The organism is Aureimonas jatrophae, assembly GCF_900104035.1.
GTDB classification, from domain to species: Bacteria; Pseudomonadota; Alphaproteobacteria; order Rhizobiales; family Rhizobiaceae; genus Aureimonas; species Aureimonas jatrophae.
The window spans coordinates 264,782-286,058 of the sequence record NZ_FNIT01000006.1 but is presented as its reverse complement, the minus strand read 5'-3'; the positions used below and the strand labels follow the sequence as shown (position 1 = coordinate 286,058).

At 66.3% G+C, this 21,277-nt stretch carries 19 protein-coding genes; 11 read left to right on the top strand and 8 right to left on the bottom strand.

Annotation, left to right across the window (positions count from 1 at the left end; genetic code table 11):
- Window positions 1–172: 172 nt before the first annotated feature.
- From BLQ76_RS14945 to BLQ76_RS14930, 4 genes are read right to left on the bottom strand one after another with little or no spacing between them, the layout of a single operon-like run.
- Window positions 173–1,105: a sugar phosphate isomerase/epimerase family protein gene (locus BLQ76_RS14945; RefSeq protein ID WP_090674758.1), complete on the bottom strand. Its 933-nt coding sequence runs from the start codon at window positions 1,103–1,105 to the stop codon at window positions 173–175.
- A 19-nt stretch (window positions 1,106–1,124) separates the two neighbouring features.
- Window positions 1,125–2,642, bottom strand: coding sequence for a glycerol-3-phosphate dehydrogenase (locus BLQ76_RS14940; RefSeq protein ID WP_090674757.1), 1,518 nt, complete (start codon window positions 2,640–2,642; stop codon window positions 1,125–1,127).
- 23 nt (window positions 2,643–2,665) lie between these two features.
- A complete protein-coding gene (locus tag BLQ76_RS14935; protein WP_090674755.1) occupies window positions 2,666–4,288 on the bottom strand; it encodes an FGGY-family carbohydrate kinase in 1,623 nt (540 codons plus the stop codon).
- A 52-nt stretch (window positions 4,289–4,340) separates the two neighbouring features.
- A complete protein-coding gene (locus tag BLQ76_RS14930) occupies window positions 4,341–5,306 on the bottom strand; it encodes a sugar-binding transcriptional regulator (RefSeq protein ID WP_090674749.1) in 966 nt (321 codons plus the stop codon).
- A gap of 206 nt (window positions 5,307–5,512) precedes the next feature.
- Between BLQ76_RS14930 and BLQ76_RS14925 the strand changes: the two genes are divergently transcribed.
- From BLQ76_RS14925 to BLQ76_RS14910, 4 genes are all read left to right on the top strand, one after another.
- Window positions 5,513–6,157 (top strand): DUF2291 family protein, encoded by a 645-nt coding sequence (locus tag BLQ76_RS14925; protein WP_244519655.1) that lies wholly within the window; start codon window positions 5,513–5,515, stop codon window positions 6,155–6,157.
- Complete coding sequence (locus BLQ76_RS14920; RefSeq protein ID WP_244519647.1) at window positions 6,154–7,695, top strand: sugar ABC transporter ATP-binding protein; 1,542 nt, start codon at window positions 6,154–6,156, stop codon at window positions 7,693–7,695. The genes BLQ76_RS14925 and BLQ76_RS14920 overlap by 4 nt, the downstream gene beginning before the upstream one ends.
- Window positions 7,696–7,717: 22 nt before the next feature.
- Complete coding sequence (locus tag BLQ76_RS14915; RefSeq protein ID WP_090674745.1) at window positions 7,718–8,803, top strand: ABC transporter permease; 1,086 nt, start codon at window positions 7,718–7,720, stop codon at window positions 8,801–8,803.
- Between the two features lie 76 nt (window positions 8,804–8,879).
- Window positions 8,880–9,833 (top strand): D-ribose ABC transporter substrate-binding protein, encoded by a 954-nt coding sequence (locus BLQ76_RS14910; protein WP_425285168.1) that lies wholly within the window; start codon window positions 8,880–8,882, stop codon window positions 9,831–9,833.
- Window positions 9,834–9,894: 61 nt separating this feature from the next.
- Here the strand turns inward: BLQ76_RS14910 and derI are convergent, their stop codons facing one another.
- Both derI and BLQ76_RS14900 read right to left on the bottom strand, forming a co-directional pair.
- On the bottom strand, window positions 9,895–10,356 hold the full coding sequence (gene derI, locus BLQ76_RS14905; protein ID WP_090674743.1) for a D-erythrulose-4-phosphate isomerase: 462 nt from the start codon (window positions 10,354–10,356) through the stop codon (window positions 9,895–9,897).
- A 129-nt stretch (window positions 10,357–10,485) separates the two neighbouring features.
- The gene (locus tag BLQ76_RS14900; protein WP_425285170.1) at window positions 10,486–11,256 is read right to left on the bottom strand and encodes a DeoR/GlpR family DNA-binding transcription regulator; all 771 of its coding nucleotides are present in this window, start codon (window positions 11,254–11,256) and stop codon (window positions 10,486–10,488) included.
- A gap of 174 nt (window positions 11,257–11,430) precedes the next feature.
- On the opposite strand from BLQ76_RS14900, the gene agaR reads away from it, so the two are divergent.
- The 6 genes from agaR to BLQ76_RS14870 all read left to right on the top strand — a co-directional run bounded on the left by agaR (window position 11,431) and on the right by BLQ76_RS14870 (window position 17,975).
- Complete coding sequence (gene agaR, locus BLQ76_RS14895) at window positions 11,431–12,192, top strand: transcriptional repressor AgaR (protein ID WP_090674742.1); 762 nt, start codon at window positions 11,431–11,433, stop codon at window positions 12,190–12,192.
- A 139-nt stretch (window positions 12,193–12,331) separates the two neighbouring features.
- On the top strand, window positions 12,332–13,495 hold the full coding sequence (locus BLQ76_RS14890) for an SIS domain-containing protein (RefSeq protein WP_090674741.1): 1,164 nt from the start codon (window positions 12,332–12,334) through the stop codon (window positions 13,493–13,495).
- A 7-nt stretch (window positions 13,496–13,502) separates the two neighbouring features.
- A complete protein-coding gene (locus BLQ76_RS14885; protein WP_090674867.1) occupies window positions 13,503–14,441 on the top strand; it encodes an N-acetylglucosamine kinase in 939 nt (312 codons plus the stop codon).
- A gap of 21 nt (window positions 14,442–14,462) precedes the next feature.
- Window positions 14,463–15,353 (top strand): DMT family transporter, encoded by an 891-nt coding sequence (locus BLQ76_RS14880; RefSeq protein WP_090674739.1) that lies wholly within the window; start codon window positions 14,463–14,465, stop codon window positions 15,351–15,353.
- 104 nt (window positions 15,354–15,457) lie between these two features.
- Complete coding sequence (locus tag BLQ76_RS14875) at window positions 15,458–16,384, top strand: manganese catalase family protein (RefSeq protein ID WP_090674737.1); 927 nt, start codon at window positions 15,458–15,460, stop codon at window positions 16,382–16,384.
- 127 nt (window positions 16,385–16,511) lie between these two features.
- Complete coding sequence (locus tag BLQ76_RS14870) at window positions 16,512–17,975, top strand: PAS domain S-box protein (protein WP_244519646.1); 1,464 nt, start codon at window positions 16,512–16,514, stop codon at window positions 17,973–17,975.
- A gap of 3 nt (window positions 17,976–17,978) precedes the next feature.
- On the opposite strand, the gene nagA is transcribed toward BLQ76_RS14870, so the two are convergent.
- A complete protein-coding gene (nagA, locus tag BLQ76_RS14865; RefSeq protein WP_090674735.1) occupies window positions 17,979–19,130 on the bottom strand; it encodes an N-acetylglucosamine-6-phosphate deacetylase in 1,152 nt (383 codons plus the stop codon).
- A gap of 171 nt (window positions 19,131–19,301) precedes the next feature.
- Between nagA and BLQ76_RS14860 the strand changes: the two genes are divergently transcribed.
- Complete coding sequence (locus BLQ76_RS14860) at window positions 19,302–20,072, top strand: NAD kinase (protein ID WP_170842605.1); 771 nt, start codon at window positions 19,302–19,304, stop codon at window positions 20,070–20,072.
- On the opposite strand, the gene BLQ76_RS14855 is transcribed toward BLQ76_RS14860, so the two are convergent.
- The gene (locus BLQ76_RS14855) at window positions 20,069–21,211 is read right to left on the bottom strand and encodes a DUF2336 domain-containing protein (RefSeq protein ID WP_090674729.1); all 1,143 of its coding nucleotides are present in this window, start codon (window positions 21,209–21,211) and stop codon (window positions 20,069–20,071) included. The genes BLQ76_RS14860 and BLQ76_RS14855 overlap by 4 nt on opposite strands.
- Between the last annotated feature and the right edge of the window lie 66 nt (window positions 21,212–21,277).

The window sequence follows — 21,277 nt, the reverse complement described above, 5'->3', positions numbered from 1 at the left end:
TGCCGAAGCGGCAGCCCGTGCCTCGATGAGACGACACTAGCGGCGCAGAGGACGATCAGGGAGAAACGATCCACTCAATCTATCACCGAACCAGACAGATCATTCCCGGTTCGCCAGCCGGCGGGGCATGGCGCGATGCCAGTTTGGCTCTTCGAGAAAACCGTTGAGCGAATCAGATGCGCAAGTCAGTGGCGCCGGTGTCGATGTGGGGCGCCCAGAAGGCGATGCTCTCGGCGATCTGCGGGATGACCTGCCGGTCGTTCGGCTCGCGCTCCTTGAACGACAACTCGAGACAGATCTCGTTGTCGCACGCCCCACCCTGCGCAAGCGCCCGCAGGAGCGGTTCGGGCTGGACACGTCCGTTCGCATTGTGCTCGGCCGTGAAAGGGCGATGCCCGCTCTTGTCCATCTTCGACTGCTTGATGTGGATGATGGGCGAGACGGGAGGCACAGCGCGTGCCCAGGCATAGGGGTCCGTGTCGTCGGGATCGACGGAGGTGACATCGCCGTGGTCGATGTCGGCCATCATCCACATGGGGATTGCCATGCCGGCCGCCGACAGGCGCTCCTGCAGGGCCATGGTCTCGCGGATCGTCGGCCCGAACTCGCGTCCGATCGACATGGGCTCCCAGAAGACCGAGGTCAGTCCGGCTCCGCGTCCGTGCTCGGCGACCTCTGCCCAACACTCGATCGCGATCCGCGTCAGTTCCTCCCGCCGTGCCTCGTCGTCGAAGTCGCGATAGGTGAGGATCGCGAACTGCGTGCCGACCGAGGTACCCCCGAGGTCGGCGATGATGTCGGCGAAGGTCTTGAACCAGTCGACGTAGTAGCGGCGCACGTCCCGGTCGGGATGACCGAAATGGTTGAGCCGGCCGTAGGGCCCCGTCATGCCCGAGGTTACGCGCACGCCGGTGCGCCCGAGCGCCGCCGCCATCTGCCGCGACAGGCGTCGGATCACGGACGCCGGCCACGACGGGTTGATGAACTCGTGGGTGAGTTGCAGATCGCGGATGCGCAGGTCTCGCGCCACCGTCTCCACGAGGTCGTCGGGATCGGCGAAGCGGTTGACCAGCGGATTGGTGTTCAGCGACAGCGTCAGGGGCATGGAATCGTGTCTTCCGGTCTCAGGCGGCGCGCGCAACGGCGATGTGATCGTCGAACCAGCGCGTGAACTCGGCGCGCTCGCGCGCCGTCATCTGCAACGCCTGCTTGGTGCGGCGGTAGAGGATGTCCTCGGCCGTCAGTGCCCATTCCCGTGCCACGAGGTAGCGTGCCTCACTCTCGGTGAGCCCGCCCCCGAAGTCGCGGCCAAGACCGTCCATTGAGGTCGCGGAGCCGATGATGTCACGCGCGATCGTGCCGTAGAGCCGCCCGAGCCGGTAGATGAAGGGGCGCGGCATCCAGGGATAGGCGGCACGCATGTCCTCGGCGAACTGAACGAAGTCGGCGTTCTCGATGTCGCCGCCCGGCAAGGGCGCATTGCCGGTCCAGGCCGGCTTCATCTGCGGGAAGACCTTGGCGATGCGCTCGATCGCGTGTTCGGACAGCTCCCGGAAGGTCGTGATCTTGCCGCCGTAGATGTTGAGCATCGGCGCGCCGTCGGCCTCGTCGAGGTCGAACGAGTAGTCGCGCGTCACGGCCGACGGGTTGCCCTTGCCGTCGTCGAAGAGCGGGCGCACCCCGGAGAAGGTCTCGAGCACGTCCTCGCGCCGAAGCTTCTCCTTGAAGTAGCGGTTCACCGCTGCGAGCAGGTAGCTGATCTCGCTTTCGTCGGCCGTCACCTCCTCGGGCCGTCCCTCGTAGGCGATGTCGGTCGTCCCGATCAGCGCCTTGTCGCCTTGGTAGGGGTTGATGAAGATGACGCGCTTGTCGTTGTTCTGGACGAGATAGGCGTGGTCGCCGTCCCAGAACTTCGGCACGATGATGTGGCTGCCCTTCACGAGGCGCACGTTGCGCCGCGAGTTGCGGCCGGCAACCCGTCCGACGATGTCGTTGACCCAGGGGCCGGCCGCGTTGACGATGCAACGCGCCCTCGCTTGCCGTCGCTCGCCGGTCGCCCGGTCGGTGAACTCCACGGCCCAGGCGCCGTTCTCGCGGCGAAGGCTCGTGCAGGCCGTGCGCGTCAGAACCTCGGCACCGTGCCGGGCGGCATCCACCGCGTTCAGCACCACGAGGCGCGCGTCGTCGACCCAGCAGTCGGAATATTCGAAGCCCTTGGAATAGGTGTCGAGGATCGGCGCCCCTTCCGGATCGCGCCGCAGGTCGAGCGTGCGCGTGCCCGGCAGGCGCTTGCGGCCGCCGAGATGGTCGTAGAGGAAGAGGCCGAGCCGCACGAGCCAGGCGGGGCGGTCGTCCGGCGAATGGGGCAGGACGAAACGCATGGGCCAGATGATGTGGCTGGCGTTGCGAAGCAGGACCTCGCGCTCGATCAGCGCCTCGCGCACGAGGCGGAACTCGTAATATTCGAGGTAGCGCAGGCCGCCGTGCACGAGCTTGCCGGAGCGCGACGAGGTGCCCTCGGCCAGATCGTCCTTCTCGCACAGGATCACGGACAGGCCACGACCGGCCGCATCGCGCGCGATCCCCGCCCCGTTGATGCCGCCGCCTACGACGACGAGATCGACCACTGCAGCGTCAGGCATGGCTTTGATTCCTCTTCGATCCGTCAGTTCGCGCCGAGCGCCATCTCCGCCGGCTCGCCGGCACTGCCGGTGCCGGGATCGGCGCGCCGCGTCGCCTGGCGATAGTCCGCCATCCGGGTCCAGACGGGCTCGAGTGCGCGGCGCGCGTCGGCATAGGCCCCGTAGAGCTGTTCGTATGTGCGATGGAGCTTGGCGTCGGGCGCTTCGGCCTTGCCGAGCAGCGGCACGACCCAGCGCGTGACGCATGCGTCCATCGACGGGAAGACGCCCGTCGCGACCGCCGCCATCATGGCCGCGCCCGCTGCGCCGGTCTCGTCGCGCGAGCAAACGCGCACCGGCGCGCCGGTGCTCGCCGAAAGGACGGCGCGCAGAGCCCGCGACCGAGCGGCGCCGCCCGTCAAGCGCAGCTCGGCCGGCATATCGCCCATGGCCGCGTAGCAGTCGCGCGTCGCCATGCCGAGCCCCTCGGCCACCGCTCGCACGAGGTCGGGGAACCGATGTCCGCTGGACAGGCCCTGAAAACCCGCTCGCGCGTCGGAGTTCACGAAGGGACCGCGCTCACCGGCCGAGATGTAGGGGTGGTAGAGGAGCGCGCCCGGCTCGCTCGCCGCCATCCAACCGTCGATCCGGCTCACAAGGTCGCCCTTCGACAAGCTCTGGCCGAACTCCGCGACGAGGTCGTGCGCGACGCCCAGGATCCAGTCGATGTTGAGCGTCGCGGCCATGTTGGTCTGGACCTGCGTGACGAGACCCGGGACGGGCAGCGCGATCACATAGCCTGTGCCGTCGGCATTCAGCACGACGTGGTCCGAGGTGACCGCGCGCATGTGGACGCCGGTCGAACCGACCGTCGAGCAGGCGACGCCCGGCTCGCCCGTGTGAACGCCGGCGCCGAGCGCCGTCATGACCATGTCGACATAGCCGAGGCTGACCGGCGTGCCGGGCCGCAGACCCGTCTCGCGCGCCGCCGCCTCGGACAGAGGGTGGGTCACCTGCGTGCCGTCGATGATCTCGGGCAGAAGGCGGCGTTCCTCGGACAGGCCAAGCGCCTCCAGCACGGTGTCGCTGTAGCGCCGCGAGCGGAAGTCGCCGAAGGTGAAGCTCGCCTCGGACGGGTCGGTCGCCCGCACGCCCGTGAGCTTCAGGTAGAGCCAGTCCTTGCAGTGGAGCGCGACCTCGGCCCGCGCCAGAAGCTCGGGCTGATGCGCCTTGATGTGGGCAAGCTGCGAGCCCTGCTGGCACGTGTTGAGGCCCGTGCCGGTCGCCTCAAAGCGGGCGCGGTCGAGCGGGTGCCCCCTCAGGCGGCGCACGGTCGGCGCCGAGCGGGTGTCGAGCCAGAGCCAGGCGTCGCCCACCGGTTCGTTGCCGGCGCCGGCAAGCCACGTGCCATCGCCCTGGCCCGTCACGGCCACCGCGAGAACACGTGCGGCCAAATCCTCGACTCGCTCGCCGAGCTCGCGCAGCGCCGCGGCGCAGTCGGCCCAGGTCTGCGCGAGCGACTGAACGGCCGAGCCGTCCGGCCCCTCGCGGTAGCGGTTGAGCACCGACGCGGCCGCGACCTGCCGACCGTCGAGGTCGAAGGCCACGGCCTTGATGACCGACGTGCCGGCGTCGATGCCGACCAGAAGATCGCCGCGTTCAGCCATGGCGTTCGGCCTCGGAGCCAGCGTGTGTCATCCGTTCCTCCCCGCGCCTGCTCTAGGGCGTCGTCTCGTTTGCAAGAGCTCGCGCTGTGCGCTCGTCGGTGACGAGACCGGTCAGGAGACCGCTTCGCAGCACCGAGCGCACGCCCTCGACCTTGTTCGGACCACCCGCCAGCGCAACGATCCTGCGACCGCGCAGATGCGTGACCTCGGGTGAGATCGTTCGGGCCGTCAGGAGCGTTTCGACGGGCTGGCCATCCGCGTCGAAGAAGTGGCCGAGCAACTCGCCGACACCGCCGCTCGCGCGCACATCCTCGATCTCTTCGGGCAAGATCATGCGCGTCGAGACGAGCTGCGTGTCTGGCTTCGCCGTGCCTATGCCGACCACCATCAGGTCGGAGCGCACCGCGAGTTCGAAGACCTCTCCGACGCCGCGTTGGTCGAGCAGCACCGCACGGTCGCCCACCGTGTTCGCGAAGAAGGGGATCGGCATCACGTAGGCCGCTGCGCTCGTCTTTTCGGCGAGACGATACATCACGTCGTGCGGGTTGGCGGCGTAGTTGCGCGTCAACCCACCCATCAGCGACACGAAGCGGACGTCCGGCGCTTCCAGCCTCGGTAGACTGGCGACGGCGGCCGCAAGCGTGCGTCCATGCCCGACCCCGACCACGCCTGATCCCAACGCCTCGATCTCGCGCTGAAGGAAATCGGCGCCTGCCAGACCCAGCGCGCGCAGCGGAAGCCCGTCCTCGTGGAGGTCCGGAACCACCTCGCAGTAGCCGAGGCCGAACCGCTCTGAGATCGCGGTCTCCAGCGTCACGCACTCGGCCACGGGACCGGAGACCGAAACCCTGACGACGCCGTTCTGGTAGGCCCAGGCGATGAGCCGGTGCGCCTTTGCGCTGGAAAGACCCAGCCGCTGCGCGACCTCGGCCTGCGTCATGCCGGCCGCGTAGTGCAGCCAGGCTGCGCGTACGGCCAAGCCATCGTCACCATCGCGCCTGACCTGGACTTTCGCCATCCGCTTCTCGCTCGCGATCTGCTGCGGTGCAGAATTTTTCACTGAAAGAAAAATATTGCACTTTGCGCGATTCTGTCAACAAGATGCGGCCGGAGAGAAGGACGTGGCGCCTCACAGGCCAACGTCGAAGACCCTGCCGCTTCCCGTACGCCACGACGCGTTCGGCGAGGACGGCCGGCACAGGTTCGGGAGGAGGTTGCATGACCATGGAGGCGGTTCCTCGCCGCGCGCCGCGAGGCGGGTTAGGACGCATCGTAGCCGGCGTCGCTGTCATCTCGGTCCTGGCGGCGATGGCCTACGACACGCGCGTCGTGCGCATCGGCTCAGACGAGCATGTCCAGGACGACGTCTTCTCGCCCGAGACCTTCGGCACGACGGAGTTCCCCAAGATCCAGACCAGCGTCGAGAGCCGCGCGGTCGACGCGGCGACGCTGGCACCGGCCGCGCTCGCCGATAAGGCGGCGGCCGGCAAGCAGTACGGCGTTCCGGCGGGCGCTGCGCCCGTCGTTCCCGTGAAGTTCACCGGCGTCGCCGGCGAGGCGCGATCCGGCGTCTATCCGATCACCGTCGATGGCGTTCCCTCCGACGTCACGATCCGCCTCCAGACGGGCCCCGCGATCAACGGCACGGATCTGCGCGACGCGACGGGCGAGATCGTCTTCGGCCAATTCCGCAACCAGATCGAATACCAGAACGCGGGTTCCGGTCTGAACAATGCGATGAAGGCGGCGGTCCTGCAGGGCGTCGACACGGCGAACCTGCAGGGCAAGACGGTCACGGCGGTCGGCGTCTTCAAGCTCATCAACCCGAAGAACTGGCTCGTGACGCCGGTGAGTCTGAGCGTCCAGTGAGCGCACCCGCCTCCCCCAACGGCGCGGTCGTCCTGTCGGCCCGCAACGTCGCCAAGTCCTACGGCAGCATCCACGCGCTGAAGGGCGTGAACTTCGACGTGCGGCGCGGCGAAGTGACAACGCTGTTCGGCGAGAACGGTGCCGGCAAGTCGACGCTGATGAAGATCCTGTCGGGGGTCGTGAAGCCGACGTCGGGCGAGATCGTGCTGGACGGCTCGCCCGTCAGCTTCTCGTCCTCCTCGCACGCCCGCGATCTCGGCATCTCGATCATCCACCAGGAACTTAGCCTCGCTCCCAACCTCTCGGTGCGCGACAACATCTTCATGGGCCGCGAGCTGCGCGGCGCGATGGGCGTTGACTTCGCGGAGGAAGAACGCCGCACCCGCACGTTGATGGCCGAGCTGGAAGAGGACATCGATCCCCTCACCCCGGTGGAGGACCTGCGCCTCGGCCAGCAGCAGATCGTCGAGATCGCGCGTGCGCTCTCGGTCAACTCGCGCATTCTCATCATGGACGAGCCGACTTCCGCGCTCAGCGCGTCCGAGGTCGAGGTGCTGTTCAAGGTCATCGGCGACCTGAAGAGCCGGGGCGTCTCGATCGTCTACATCTCGCACCACCTCGAAGAGGCTCTTCAGATCACGGACCACGCGGTCGTGCTGCGCGATGGGGCGATGACGGCCAGCGCGCCGCGCGGCGAGATCGATCTCGAATGGATCGTGCGCAACATGGTGGGCGAGAACTTCGATCTCGGCTCGCCACCGACCGGCTACACGATGGGCGAGGTCGCGCTATCGCTGCGAAACATCCGCGTCGCCGATCCCGGCCAGGGCGGGCGCTTCGTCGTGGATGGGCTGTCGCTCGACGTGCGCGCAGGCGAGATCGTCTGCATCTACGGCCTGATGGGCGCAGGGCGCACCGAGCTTCTGGAATGTGCGGCGGGACGCGTACCGGCCGCCAGCGGAGAGGTCCGCCTTGAAGGCGCGGAGGTCGGCCGGTTGTCGATCGCCCAGCGCATCGCGCGCGGCCTCGTGCTCGTTCCGGAAGACCGGCAGCGCGACGGTCTCGTGCAGACCATGTCGGTCGGCGAGAACCTGTCGCTCGCCAGCATCGGCGAGTTCACGCGCGGCCTCTTCACGTCGCGGCGGCGCGAGCGGGCGATCGTCGACGAGTCGATCCGCGACGTGCACATCAAGACCGACGGCGGCAGCGCCCCGATCGGCTCGCTCTCGGGCGGCAACCAGCAGAAGGTCGTGATCGGCAAGATGCTGGCGACCGACCCGCGCGTCGTGCTCCTCGACGAGCCGAGCCGCGGTATCGACATCGGAGCGAAGGCCGAGGTCTTCCGCCTCCTGGCAGAGGGCGCGACGCGGGGTCTGGCGGTCGTCTACTCGACCTCCGAGGTCGGCGAATGCCTGTCGATCGCCCATCGCATCGTCGTCATGCGGCGCGGCCGTATCTCGGCGGAGTTCGGATCAAGCGCCACCAAGGAAGAGATCATGGCCGCCTCTGGCGAGGCCGTGGTCGCCGAGACGCACTGAGGATCAGGGTGAGGACCATCGCATGACCGACATCAGCTCCACGACGGGACGGACCGGAGCGTCGAGCGGGTTCGACCTCGGCCGCATCCTCCTCGAAGGACGCGCCTTCTTCGCGCTGATCGCGATCATCGCGGTCTTCTCGTTCCTGTCGCCGGTCTACTTCTCGACCGCCAACTTCCTGATCATGGCGTCGCACGTCGCGATCTTCGGCCTGCTCGCGATCGGGATGCTTCTCGTCATCCTGACGGGTGGCATCGACCTGTCGGTCGGCTCGACGCTCGGCCTTGCGGGGGTCATCGCCGGGTTCCTGATGCAGGGCGTGACGCTGGAGCCGCTCGGCATCATTCTTTACCCGCCCGTCTGGGTCGTGGTGGTGCTGACCTGCCTCGTCGGCGCCTTCATCGGCCTTCTCAACGGCGTGCTCATCGCATTCTTCAAGGTGCCGGCCTTCGTCGCGACGCTGGGTCTTCTTTATGTCGCGCGCGGCGTCGCGTTGCTGATGACCAACGGCCTCACCTACAACAACCTCGGCGGTCGGCCGGAGCTAGGCAACACGGGCTTCCAGTGGCTAGGCTTCAACCGGCTCTTCAACGTGCCGATCGGCGTGCTCGTGCTCCTCGTCGTCGCGCTGATCGCCAGCGTCGTCCTGTCGCGCACCGCGTTCGGTCGCTGGATCTACTCGACCGGTGGCAACGCGCGCGCCGCTGAGCTGTCCGGTGTCCCGGTCCAGCGCGTGCAGGTCCTCGTCTACGTCCTGTCGGGCATCTGCGCGGCGATCGCCGGCCTCGTCCTTTCCTCGCAGCTCACCTCCGCCGGCCCGACCGCCGGCACGACCTACGAGCTGACGGCAATCGCAGCCGTCGTGATCGGTGGCGCGGCGCTGACCGGCGGGCGCGGCACGGTGCGCGGCACGATGCTCGGCGCCTTCGTGATCGGCTTCCTGTCGGACGGACTCGTGATCATCGGCGTGTCGTCCTACTGGCAGACCGTCTTCACCGGCGCGGTGATCGTCTTCGCCGTGCTTCTCAATTCGATCCAGTACGGCCGCCGTCCCACCAGGACGAAGGCCGTGCCGGCCCGCACTTCGCAGCCCGCACCCAAGGCCTGACGGCGGGGCGGACTGCCAAGCGGCGCCGGGGAGGCCGGCGTCTCGATCCTCGAACCGAAACAGGGAGATAGAACAGATGATGAAGACCCGCAGGACCCTTCTTCTGGCCGGAGCCACGGCCGCGATGATGAGCGTCTTCGGCGCGCCGGCCTTCGCGGCGGGTCAGATCTCGATCATCGTCAACGATCCCTCGAACCCCTACTGGTTCACGGAGGGCGAGGTCGCCAAGGCCGAGGCCGAGAAGCTCGGCTACACGGCCAGCGTCGGCGCCCACAAGGGCGACACGAACGCGGAGAGCAACCTGATCGACACCGCCATCACCAACAAGTCGGTCGCGATCATCCTCGACCCCGCCAATGCCGACGGTTCGGTCGGCGCCGTGCAGAAGGCGGTCAGCGCCGGCATTCCGGTAATCCTCGTCAATGCCGAGATCAACAAGGAGGGTCTTGCCAAGGCCCAGCTCGTCTCGAACAACGCCCAAGGCGCGGCGCTCGGTGCCCAGCAGTGGGTCGAGGACGTCGGCGACAAGGGCAAGTACGTCGAACTCTTCGGCGCGCCCTCCGACAACAACGCGCAGACCCGCTCGAACGGCTACGAGACCGTGCTCTCGCAGTACCCGGACCTCGTGAAGGCCGGCCAGGAGGTCGCCAACTGGGATCGTACCCAGGGCTACGCCAAGATGCAGAGCCTTCTGCAGGCCAACCCCGACATCACGGGCGTCATCAGCGGCAACGACGAGATGGCGCTCGGTGCGATCGCAGCTCTCAAGGAGGCCGGCAAGCTCGCGAACGTGAAGGTCGGCGGCTTCGACGGCTCGCCGGACGCGGTCGCCGCCGTCAAGGCGGGCGAGATGCAATATACTGTCCTTCAGCCGGTCGCGGTGTTCTCGAAGACCGCCGTCCAGCAGGCCGACAGCTTCATCAAGAACGGCAAGACCGGTGCCGACACGGAGAAGCAGCTCTTCGACTGCCTCCTGATCACGAAGGACAACGTCGACAAGTACACGGCTGCCTTCACGCTCTCGGAGTAAGCGAGAAGCGGACATTCGGGACGAAGGGAAGCGCCGACCGCCGGCGCTTCCCTTCGCGTCTTCAACGCGCGTTGTACTTGGCGTCCAGTGCGTCGATCGCCTTGACGTTGTCGGCCGAGCGGCCGTTCGGGTCGAACTCGACTGCGATGAAGGCGTCGGCGATGCTCTTGGCGAGTTCCGTGCCGATCACCCGCGCGCCCATCGTGATGATCTGCGCGTTGTTGGAAAGGGCGGCACGCTCGGCCGAGTAGGTGTCGTGCGTCTGGGCCGCCCGGATACCGGGGATCTTGTTGGCCGACAGCGCAACGCCGATGCCCGTGCCGCAGCACAGGATCGCCCGATCGTACGTGCCGTCAAGGATGCCCTGCGAGACGCGCTCGGACAGCCCCGCATAGAGCTCGCCCGAGCCCGCAAGTGGCGTCGAGACTTCCGAGACGTCCAGACCGTTGCGGGAGGACAGATGCTCCGCCAGAGCCTTGGCGAGCGGTGCGCCCGCGCTGTCGCCTGCGATCGCGATCTTCATGGGGCTGATCCTTTCAAAATCGGCCGGGTCCGACGACCCGCCGGAAAGCCGCGTGGATACACGGCAGATGGCCGGAAACCCGGCCGATGGCCACCGACGAGTTGCCGGCGGGAACGGAGATGGAATCGTTCACGGCACGACGTCCGCAACATGGACAGGTATGCCCTCCTCGCGCATCGCTTCCAATGACGACACGGGCAGAGCGCTTGAGGTGACAACGCCGTCGAAGGCGGACAGATCGGTCCAACGGTGCAGCGCCGTTCGACCGAACTTTTGATGATGCGCCATCAGGAATCGCCGACGTGCGACGCCGTGCATGTGCTGCTTCACCGCCAGCACCTCCTGGTCCTGATGGAAGGCGGTGCATCCCTCAATCGCGGAACTCGACATGATGGCGACATCGGCCCGCAAGGCTCCCAGCGCCGTCTCGGTGACGATGCCGAAAAAGCCGTCGAACCGAGGCGAATAGGTCCCGCCAAGCGAAAGCAGGCGAATTCTTGGGGCGAAGGTCAGGTCGGTGATCAAACCCATGTTGTTGGTGATGACGGTGAGCGGCGCCCGCTCGACGAGGAACGGGGCGAGACATCGGCCGGTGGAACCGTCATCCACCATGACGCTCATACCGGGCTCAACGAAACCGGCGGCCATCTGGGCCAATGCGCGCTTCTCGGTCGACGCGACATGGGAACGGTAACGCACGTCGCTTTCGAACAAGCCGCTGGCCTCGACGCTCGCGCCCCCTCGCACCCGACGCAGAAGACCCTCGCCCTCCATGTCTTCCAAATCGCGATGGATCGTCATCCGCGAGACCGCGAACTGCTGCGACAGCGTCTCGATGGTTGCGGATCCCTTCGCCACCAGTCGCTCGAAGATCGCCCGTCGCCGCTCCTGCTGCTTCATGCGTTGTCGATCGCTCCACACCCTGCATGTGATATGTAACATTGAACATGGGAGATACAACATACGGCTGGCGAGGCGGTTACGCCGTAGCCACCTTTCTCCTTCGAATTCCTTCGACCCTTCGCCTTGTGAAAACAAAGGAAGGTGATAGCCTTCGGTTGGGGAGATGACGCGATGACGGGCCAGGAACGGCGCGAAGCGATCCTGCGACATTTGGAAATGAACGAGCGGGCGCGCGTCGGCGACCTCGCGCGCTGCCTCGGCGTGTCCACGGTGACCATGCGCGGCGACTTGTCCATGCTGGAAAGCACGGGCTACGTCGTGCGCCTGCACGGTGCCGTTGTCCTGTCCCGCAACGCTGCGGCGGAGATCGCGTTCGCGGAGCGACGGCAGCGCCATGGCGGCATCAAGGAACGCATCGGCGAGGCGGCCGCCCTCCTGATCGCGGACGGCGATGCTGTGATCCTCGACGCTGGCACGACCACGCTCGAGATCGCCCGCTGCATCAAGGACCGCGAGAACCTTCTTGTCCTCACGAACGGGCTCGATATCGCGATGGAACTGTCGCACGCGCCGGGCATCGAGGTCGTGGTGCTGGGAGGGCGACTGCGCAAGACCGCCCTTTCGTTTTCCGGAGCGATTGCGGAAGAGATGCTCGCCGCCTATCGCTTCGACAAGCTCTTTCTCGGTGCCGACGCCATATCGATCGAGAACGGGATCGTCAGCGACAACGAGGGCGAGGCGCGCCTCAACCGGGCGATGGTGCAGATCGCCGCGCAGGTCGTCGCCGTCGCCGACTCCAGCAAGGCGGGACAGCGCGGGATCTACCATGTCGCGTCCTTCGACGAGATCGATCGGCTCGTCACCGACGATGCGTTGCCGGATGCCTTTCGAAGCGAGATGCGTCGGCGTCGTGTGGACCTGACGCTCGTATGAACTCTCGCACCGCCGCAAATCCCGCGAAGTCGCCTGCCCGAGGCAGGTTCACGGCAGCGCTCAAGCCGGGAACCATCGATGCTGCCACCCGCGCCAGAAGTTGACGACACTTCCCTTTCTCCGACCCTTGGAATTGTTCATGCCAACGTTCGACCTCCTTGTTCCTCCTGGCTCCGGCGGGGAGCACACGGCCCGTGAGATCGCGCAGCAGCCGTCAGTCTGGCGGACCGTCGCGGCGCAGTCGCGGGCCGACGAGGCAACGCGACGCTTCCTCGAGCTGCTGGTCGCCGATGCGTCGCGGCGGATCGTCCTGACCGGCGCGGGAACCTCGGCCTTTGGCGGCCGCATGGTTGCACCGTTGCTGGCGCGGGCGTTGGGGCGACCGGTCGAAGCGATCGCGACGACCGACATCGTCGCACGGCCGCGCGAGTTGATGGCAAGGGACGACAAGATCTTGCTCGTCTCGTTCGCACGCTCCGGCAACAGCCCCGAAAGCGTCGCCGCGGCGGAACTCGTCGAGGCCGTGACCACCGATTGCCGGCATCTCGTGGTGACGTGTGCCGAAGACGGGCAACTCGCGCGGCGCCACGCGGGCCGCAGCGACTCGCGCGTCGTTCTGATGCCGGCCGAGACGAACGATCAGGGTTTTGCGATGACATCGAGCATCACCTCGATGATGCTCGCGGTTCTGGGCGCCTTCGCACCGAGCTTTGTTGAAGACGGTTCGATCGACCAGTTGGCCCGTTCGACCGAAGAGGTACTGTCGCGACGTCCGGCTGAGGCGCAAAACCTCATGGCGCGTCGCTTCGATCGCATCGTCTATCTCGGCAGCGGCATCCTGCGCGCCATGGCAGAGGAAGCCGCACTCAAGATCCTTGAGCTGACCGGCGGACAGACGCTGAGCTACCATGATACCCCGCTCGGCTTCCGGCATGGTCCGAAATCCCTGCTGGACGATCGCACTCTCGTCGTCGTCCTCGTATCGAGCGATCCGTACGCTCGCCTCTATGATCTCGACATCCTGGCCGAGATGCGGGACCAGCTCGGTGACGATCGGGTCGTCGCCTTCTCGCCCGAGCCGCTCCCCCGCGTCACCTGTCCCGTTTGGGAGATCGCAGCCGGCAGCAGCCAAGCCGCTGGCGACTGGCCGCTCGTTCTTCCTTATCTGGCAGCGGCGCAGCTGATCGCTCTTCAAGCGTCCCTTGCCGCCGGTCGGACGCCCGACAATCCGTTCCCTTCCGGAGAGGTCAACCGCGTCGTCCAAGGCGTGACGATCCATCCCCTCGGCGACGGGACGCACTGACGTGGCGATGTTTCTCGGCGTCGACGGCGGCGGCACGAAGACCGCCTTCTGTATCCTGGACGAGACCGGGGCGGTTCGGGCCCGCACGGAGGGCGAGACCTGCTACTTCCTGCGGATCGGTCTCGACGAGGCCGAACGACGCGTCGCGAAGGGCGTCGAGGATGCCTGCCATGTCGCCGGCATCGCGCCCGACGAGCTCACCTACGCGTTCTTCGGGTTGCCGGCTTATGGCGAGGTTTCGAGCGTCATCGATCGGCTCAACCACTTTCCGCGCACTATTCTCGGCCACGACCGCTACGAGTGCGGCAACGATACGGTTTGCGGGTGGGCCGGATCGCTCGGCGCCGCCGACGGGATCAACATCGTCGCGGGTACGGGTTCCATCAGCTATGGCGTGAACGAGGGCGTCGGCCGACGTTGCGGGGGATGGGGCGAGATCTTCGGCGACGAGGGGTCCGCCTATTGGATCGGTCGGGCGGCGTTGCAGGCATTCTCGCGTATGAGCGATGGCCGCGAGCCGCCCTCGCCGCTTCTCGAACGCCTCAGCGCCTATCTCGCGCTGGGCGTCGAACTCGACATCGTCGATGTCGTGCTGAACCAGTGGGCCGGCGACCGGACGCGCATTGCCGGTCTGGCGCGCGTCGTCGACGACGCCGCAGCGTCCGGTGACCCGCAGTCGATCCGCATTCTCGACGAGGCGGCGCGCGAACTCGCACTCCTGTTGCGGGCAACGCGTGAGGCGCTGGACTTCGACGAGAACGCCGTGGTCGCCGTATCCTATTCCGGTGGCGTATTCCGATCCCGGCACGTGCTGGACGCTTTCCGGAGGGAACTCGCGGCCGGTCCGCACTTCGAGCTGCGTCAGCCGCTTTATGAGCCGGTCGTGGGCGCTGCGCTCTACGCAGCCCGTCTGGCGGGTACCGTACTCACACCTCGAACCGCCTGAGCAATGCTGGGAGGCACGACAATGCGCGACAAGGGATGGATCGCCTATACGGCGCTTCTGGTGCTGTTCTGGGGCGTATGGGGGGCCTTCTCGGCACTGCCGACACAGCTCTACGGTTACCCAGACCAGATGGTCTACATCGTCTGGGCCTTCACGATGCTGATCCCGTGCTGGTTCGGCCTGCGCCGGGACCGGTTCGATCGGCGTACGATCGCGGCCGTCTATGGTCTGGCGATCGGTCTAACCGGTGCGGGAGGGCAACTCCTTCTCTTCAAGGCCCTGACGATCGGACCCGCCTACCTCATCTTTCCCGTCATCTCGGTCTCTCCTGCCATAACCGTGCTGATGGCCTTTGTGCTCCTGCGTGAGAAGATCGCGGGCCTCGGTCTCGTCGGCGTCGTTATGGCGCTTGTCGCCGTCGTGATGTTCTCGGTGCCGACCGATACGGCGGGTGAGGCGAACTACGGGCCGTGGCTGCTTCTCGCGGTCGTCATCTGCATCTGCTGGGGGGTGCAGGCATTTTTGATGAAGCGCGCGGCTCTGGCTGGCGTCAACGACGGCACGACCTTTGCGTGGATGACGATCAGCGGTTTCCTTCTGGTCCCGATCGCCTTCTGGATGATGCAGGCCCCCGCGACCGGCTACCCCTGGGCCGCGCCCGGCCTGACGCTGGTGACACAGCTTCTGAACGCGATCGGCGCGCTCTTCCTCGTCATGGCGCTCAGCCGCGGCAAGGCGGTCATCGTGGCGCCTTGCACCAACGCGTTGGCTCCGGTTTTGACGATCATCCTGTCGTTGATCTTCTACGGCACGCTGCCGTCCCTACCAGCTTTCCTCGGCATTGTCCTGGCGATCGTTGGCTCGACGCTGATGGTCTACAGCGAGGAGCGCACGGCAGCGGCAACCGCGTAGCTGACTAAGCATAGTCCGCTACCAACTGAGCGGGCGACACGCAGGAACGGCACTGAAGACCTTCCGTTGGGCCTTGGCAACGGCATCCAACAGGAGATCGCCCCATGTTCATGCGCGTCGACCAGCTGCAGGCCAACCTGCCGCCTCCCAAGAAGGCCGACCCCAACGCGGCCTTCGCGCTGCAGGAACTGCTCGGGGGCAAGTACGGCGAGATGTCGACGCTTGGGAACTACATGTTCCAGAGCTTCAACTTCCGCTCCAAGGACAAGCTGCGCCCCTTCTATAGCCTCGTCGCCTCGATCACTGCCGAGGAACTCGGGCACGTCGAACTCGTGTCGAACGGCGTTGCGATGATCGCCAACGGGCCTGACAAGCCCAAGGGCGACCTTGGCGACGGCGGGGATATCTCGGACGCCCCGTTCTCCGACATGAAGGATATCCGGCTCGCGGCTGCGTTTCTTTCGAATGGCGGCGGCGTCATGCCCGCCAACTCCAACGGCGTGTCCTGGAACAACGACTTCATCACGTCCACGGGCAACGTGGTCGTCGATCTTCTGCATAACTTCCATCTCGAATGCGGAGCGCGGCTCCACAAGCTGCGCGTCTACGAGACGCTGTCGGATCCGACAGGTCGCGAGGTATGCGGCTACCTTCTCGTTCGCGGCTCCGTTCATGCGCATGCCTACGCGCTCGCTCTCAAGAAGATCACCGGCGTCGACCTCGACAAGTTCCTGCCGACGCCGAACATCAACCTCTCCAAGATCCCCGAGTGCCAGAAGTATCTCGACGAAGGCTCGCATCGGCGCCTCTACACGTTCAGCCCGAACGACTACCGCGAGATGGCCGGCATCTGGGGCAATGGCGAGACGGCGTTGCCGGGCGATCCACCGGGTGAACTCGAGGTCGTGGACGGCATGCCGGACGGCGGCAAGATCCATCAGTTGACGGGCGTGCCGTCCGCCTTCACGCCGGACTACGCGCCGGAAGAGATGTTCGAGATCGCTCAGAAGCTCTACAAGGCGTCGCGCTGACGACTAGTGGAACGTGCCGGGGGCGCATCCCGTCCCCGGCACGGGCTCACGCGCTCCGTAGCGCTGTTGTCGCGGCAATCCGCTCGTGTAGGGTGGTCCTGCAACGAATCCAGCATTGCGGGCCCTTTTGACCGATACCCTCCAGTCGCGCTTCGACGAAACGCTCGGGCCGGAAGGCGCTGCCGGCGACCCTTTCGCGGCGGCCGTTCGCGCGACGCGTATGCCCATGGTCATCACGGATCCTCGCCAGGCCGACAATCCGATCGTCTTCGCCAACCGTGCCTTCATGAAGCTGACGGGGTACGAGCGCGACGAGATCGTGGGCCGGAACTGTCGCTTCCTCCAGTGCATGGAAACGAACCGGGACGATGTCGGCCGGATCCGTGACGCGATCACACGTCGCGAGCCGATCGAGATCGAGATCCTGAACGCCAAGAGGTCCGGCGAGACGTTCTGGAACCGCGTTTACATCTCACCCGTCTTCGATGCCGGTGAAGTCATGTTCTTCTTCGCCTCGCAACTCGACGTCACGCAGCAGCGACGCACCCTGCAGATTCTGGAGAACGAGCGGGCGACCCTGGAACGGGAGGTCGACCGGCGGCTCGAAGAGCAGCGCCAGAACGAGGAGCGGCTTCGCTTCGCCCTTCGCGCCGGACGCCTGGGCGCGTGGACGCTCGATCTGCCGTCGGGCCGGTTGACGGTTTCCGAGGAAGCGCGCCGCATCTTCGGCGTCGCGGCCGACGCTCCCTTCGATGGTGCGAGCTTTCGCGACGCGCTGGTGCCGGCAGACCGGACCGATTGGGACGACGCTCTCGAACGATCGACCGCTCGAGGCGGCGACCTCGACATCGTTCTCTCGCTCCGACACCCGGACGGACGTAGACGGTGGATCGAGGTTCGGGGCCAACCCAGTCATCGCGCCGATGGCGAGGTCCTTGGATTCGCAGGTGTTCTTCAGGATGTGACGGAGCGCGTTCGGGCTGAGAGGCACGGCAAGCTCATGACCAAGGAGCTCAACCACCGGGTCAAGAATACGCTTGCGACCGTCATCTCGATCGTCGGGCAGACGCTGCGAGCGACCGAGGATCGCGACGAAGCGTTGGGCTTGGTCAATTCCCGTATCTTGGCCTTATCGAACGTTCACAATGTCTTGACGGATGAAAACTGGGAGGGTGTCGCCCTTTCCCAGGTTGTCGAGGTCACGACCAAGGCGTTCGGAGGAGGCCCTCGGAACCGGGTATCGATGTCCGGGCCCCCAGTTCGCCTGCGGCCTCGCTCAGCGCTCGCCATTGCCTTGGCGCTCCATGAGCTCGCAACCAACGCCGCGAAGTATGGAGCGCTGTCGCCGGCGGGTGGATCCGTCGCTGTCGCCTGGCACATCGTGGACGACGAAACGCTCCATCTGACCTGGCGCGAGAGTTCCAATGAGCCGGTGACCCCTCCAACCCGACGCGGGTTCGGTCTGCGACTCATCGAACGCGCTCTTGTGGCCGAGACGGAGGGGAGCGCCCATCTCGAATGGCCGGCGGAAGGCCTCGTGTTCGAGATGACGGCGCCGCTCTCGGTGGTGGCCGACCCCGACGACGCCTGACCTTCAGGCGTCGAGCGGAACCGGCTTCCCGCCGATCCAGACGCCGCGGACGTCGAGCTCGTCGCTGAGCCAAACGATGTCCGCCCGTGCTCCTCGACGCAGGCAACCGCGCTCGCCTTCTTGTCGCAGGAACTCCGCCGGATGACGGGACGACAGGCGAAGCGCCTCCTCCAAGGGGACATTCATCCGGTTCACGAGGAAGCGCACGACGTCGATCACCGCGACATCCGCCCCGGCCAGCGTACCATCGTCCAGGGTCAGGCGACCGTTCTCGCGGGTTGCCGTTCGTCCCGACAAGGTGAACACGGTATCGGCGACGCCGACCGTCGGCATGGCGTCGCTGATGGCGATCATGCGCCGCTCGCCCCGCTTTGCACGCAGCGCCAGCGCGACCATGGCGGGGTGGACGTGATGGCCATCCGGGATGATGCCGGCCCACACGCCGGGATGGTCGAGCGCCGCCGCGGCAAGGCCCGGATCACGATGACCGAGCTGGCTCATGGCGTTGAACAGGTGCGTGACGCAGTTCGCCCCGTTCTCGAAGGCCGCCATCGCCTCGTCGTAGCTCGCATCGCAATGTCCGATGGACACATGAAGGCCAGCCTCCGCGAGCCGTGCGATCTGCGCGTTCGTGACGCTTTCGGTTGCCACCGTGATCAACAGCGGCCGAACGGGAGACGCGACCAGTCGACGAAGATCCTCCTCGGTCATCGGCCGGATCAGCGAGGGGTCGTGGGCACCCTTGCGGGCCTTGGCGATGAAAGGCCCCTCGACATGGATGCCCGCACAGCCCGGCACGCCGCTAGCCAGGGCCTGGGCGACCGCGTCGAGAGCGGCAAAGGTCACCTCCGGCCTGTCGGTGATCACGGTCGGCAGAAGAGCGGTCGTGCCGAACCGAGCGTGCGTCTCGCAGATCGTGCGAACCCCGTCGACACTGGGGGTCTCGTTCAGCAGCACGCCGCCCCCGCCGTTCACCTGGATGTCGACGAAGCCCGGCGCGAGCAATCCGCCCGGTACGCGTACGATCTCGTCCGCATCGGTGCCACCCATCGGCTCGATCGCCACGACCCGTCCGTCGCGGACGCGCAAGTCGACCTCCGAACGGCGCCGCTCGCCGTCGAAGATGTCGCAGCCGGTAAAAAGGAGGTCGGTCATGGAATGCAGCCCGCGAGTCGGATCGATGGTCCGTCCATAAGTCAGATGCCGTTGTGCAACCAAGCTGTCTTTTAGGCTCGGATCGGGTCCTGCCCCCTGTGCGAAGCCTGCGTCAGTGCCTAGCTTCGCCTCGCCGCCGCCTTGTGCCGTGGACTGCCGACCGGGCCAAGGATGCCTATGATCCCGACGATCGCCATCATGGCCAGCGAAGCACCCGACGCCGAAGAAGCGGCGCAACGTCTTCGCGTCCTGTACGAGACCACCGACCCGGATCGAGCCGACGTCATCGTCGCCTTGGGCGGCGACGGGTTCATGCTTCAGGTCCTCCACCGCTTCATGGATACGGGCCGACCGATCTACGGCATGAACAAGGGGACGGTCGGCTTCCTGATGAACGACTACCGCGAGGGCGATCTCATCGCCCGCATCTCGCGCGCGGTCGAAAACGAAATCCGTCCCCTCCAGATGACGGCGATCGACGAGGACGGGCTGCCGCATTCCGCGCTCGCGATCAACGAGGTCGCCCTGTTTCGGCAATCCTATCAAGCGGCCCGGCTGAAGATCTCGATCAACGGCAAGACGCGCCTCGAGGAACTGGTCTGCGACGGTGTCCTCGTCGCGACGCCGACCGGATCGACGGCCTACAACCTGTCGGCGCAGGGTCCTATCATCCCGATCGACGCTCCGCTTCTAGCGCTTACACCCGTCAGCGCGTTTCGGCCCCGTCGATGGCGCGGTGCGCTTCTGAAAAGCCATCAGAGCGTCGACATCGAGGTTCTGGAAGCCGGCAAGCGACCGGTCAACGCCGTCGCGGATCACCGCGAGGTGAAGTCGGTCCAGCGCATCACCATCCGGCAATCCACCGAGTTGCGCAGCCTAATCCTGTTCGACCCCGAACATTCCTGGGACGAACGGATCCTCGCCGAGCAATTCCGCTACTAGGCGGCGAGATAGCGTTCGGCGCGCTTGCGCGCGGTGAAGCGCTGCGTTTCGCTGGCAAGGCGGTGGAGCAGGTCGCGCACCGCTTCCAGGTCGTCGCGGCCGCTTTCCTGCTTTCGGAATGCGATGACCACACGGTCCATGACGGTCGATGCGAGATCGACCGGATCGATCTCGTCGCCGCGAGAGACGTCCTTCCAGGCGCGAACGGCCGACAGCATCAACGGCACGACCGCAAAGGGTACGCCGGCGGCCCGCACGAGAGCGGTGAAGCTCGGCTCGCTGGCATCGACGATGAGACTACGGACCCGCGCTTCCGGCAGATGACTGAGACGCGCGAGGGCGGCCGCAAAAAGATCGACCCGGCCACAGCACACGGCGCGAACGAGCACCGCCGTCGTCAACTGCTGCGTCGTGCGCAGGTGTTCGGCAAAGGCCGCAACATCGGTCTTTTCCAAAAGGTCGATCAGCGCGGCGGTCGCCTGTTCCACCAGCTCTTGCGATAGCTGAGCCGCACGCTCGCTTCCGAGCACGCCTTGGACCAGCGACAGTTCGCACAGCGTCTCACCGAGGGCGCTCAGAAGCGAATGCCGCAAGTCCGCCGGGAGGTCCGTACGCAGGAGAAGAGCGTGTCGCACTTCGCCATCGGCCCGGAACATGTCTCCGATCCGTCGCAGCAGATCGGGGCTGATCGGGGCATCGTCGTTGCGCGCGAGTTCGAGGAGCGCATCACGGTCGCCGCTCGCCACAAGCGCCGCCATCACGTCGGGAAGCAGAAGCTCCCGGCTGGCGATCGCCAGACGGATCGCAGCGCTTCCGCTCTGCGCCAGTTCCACGAGATCCCCGCTGTTGAGCATCGGGGATCGCTCGACGACCCGGGTCGCGATCTCGTCCGTGTCCTTCGCCAGTCCCAGCACGAGTTGGCGCGCGACGCGGTCGGACCCCGCGACGATCCGGGCCATGGTCGCGCGAACGCGTGGCGACGGATCGTCGAGCGCGAACAGGAGAGCAGCCTCGGCCTCGCGTGTCTCGGCCGGCAGGAAGCGATTCTGGGTGACGGCTTCGGCTAGCAGGGCCACACCCGACGCCCGTTCCGCGCTGCCGGCTACCGCGCACCACGATACGAAATGCTGAGCAAGCATGGGGAACTCCAGATGCCGTCCGCTATGACACCGCCATTCCTGCTCGCAATCGGTTTATAAAACGTT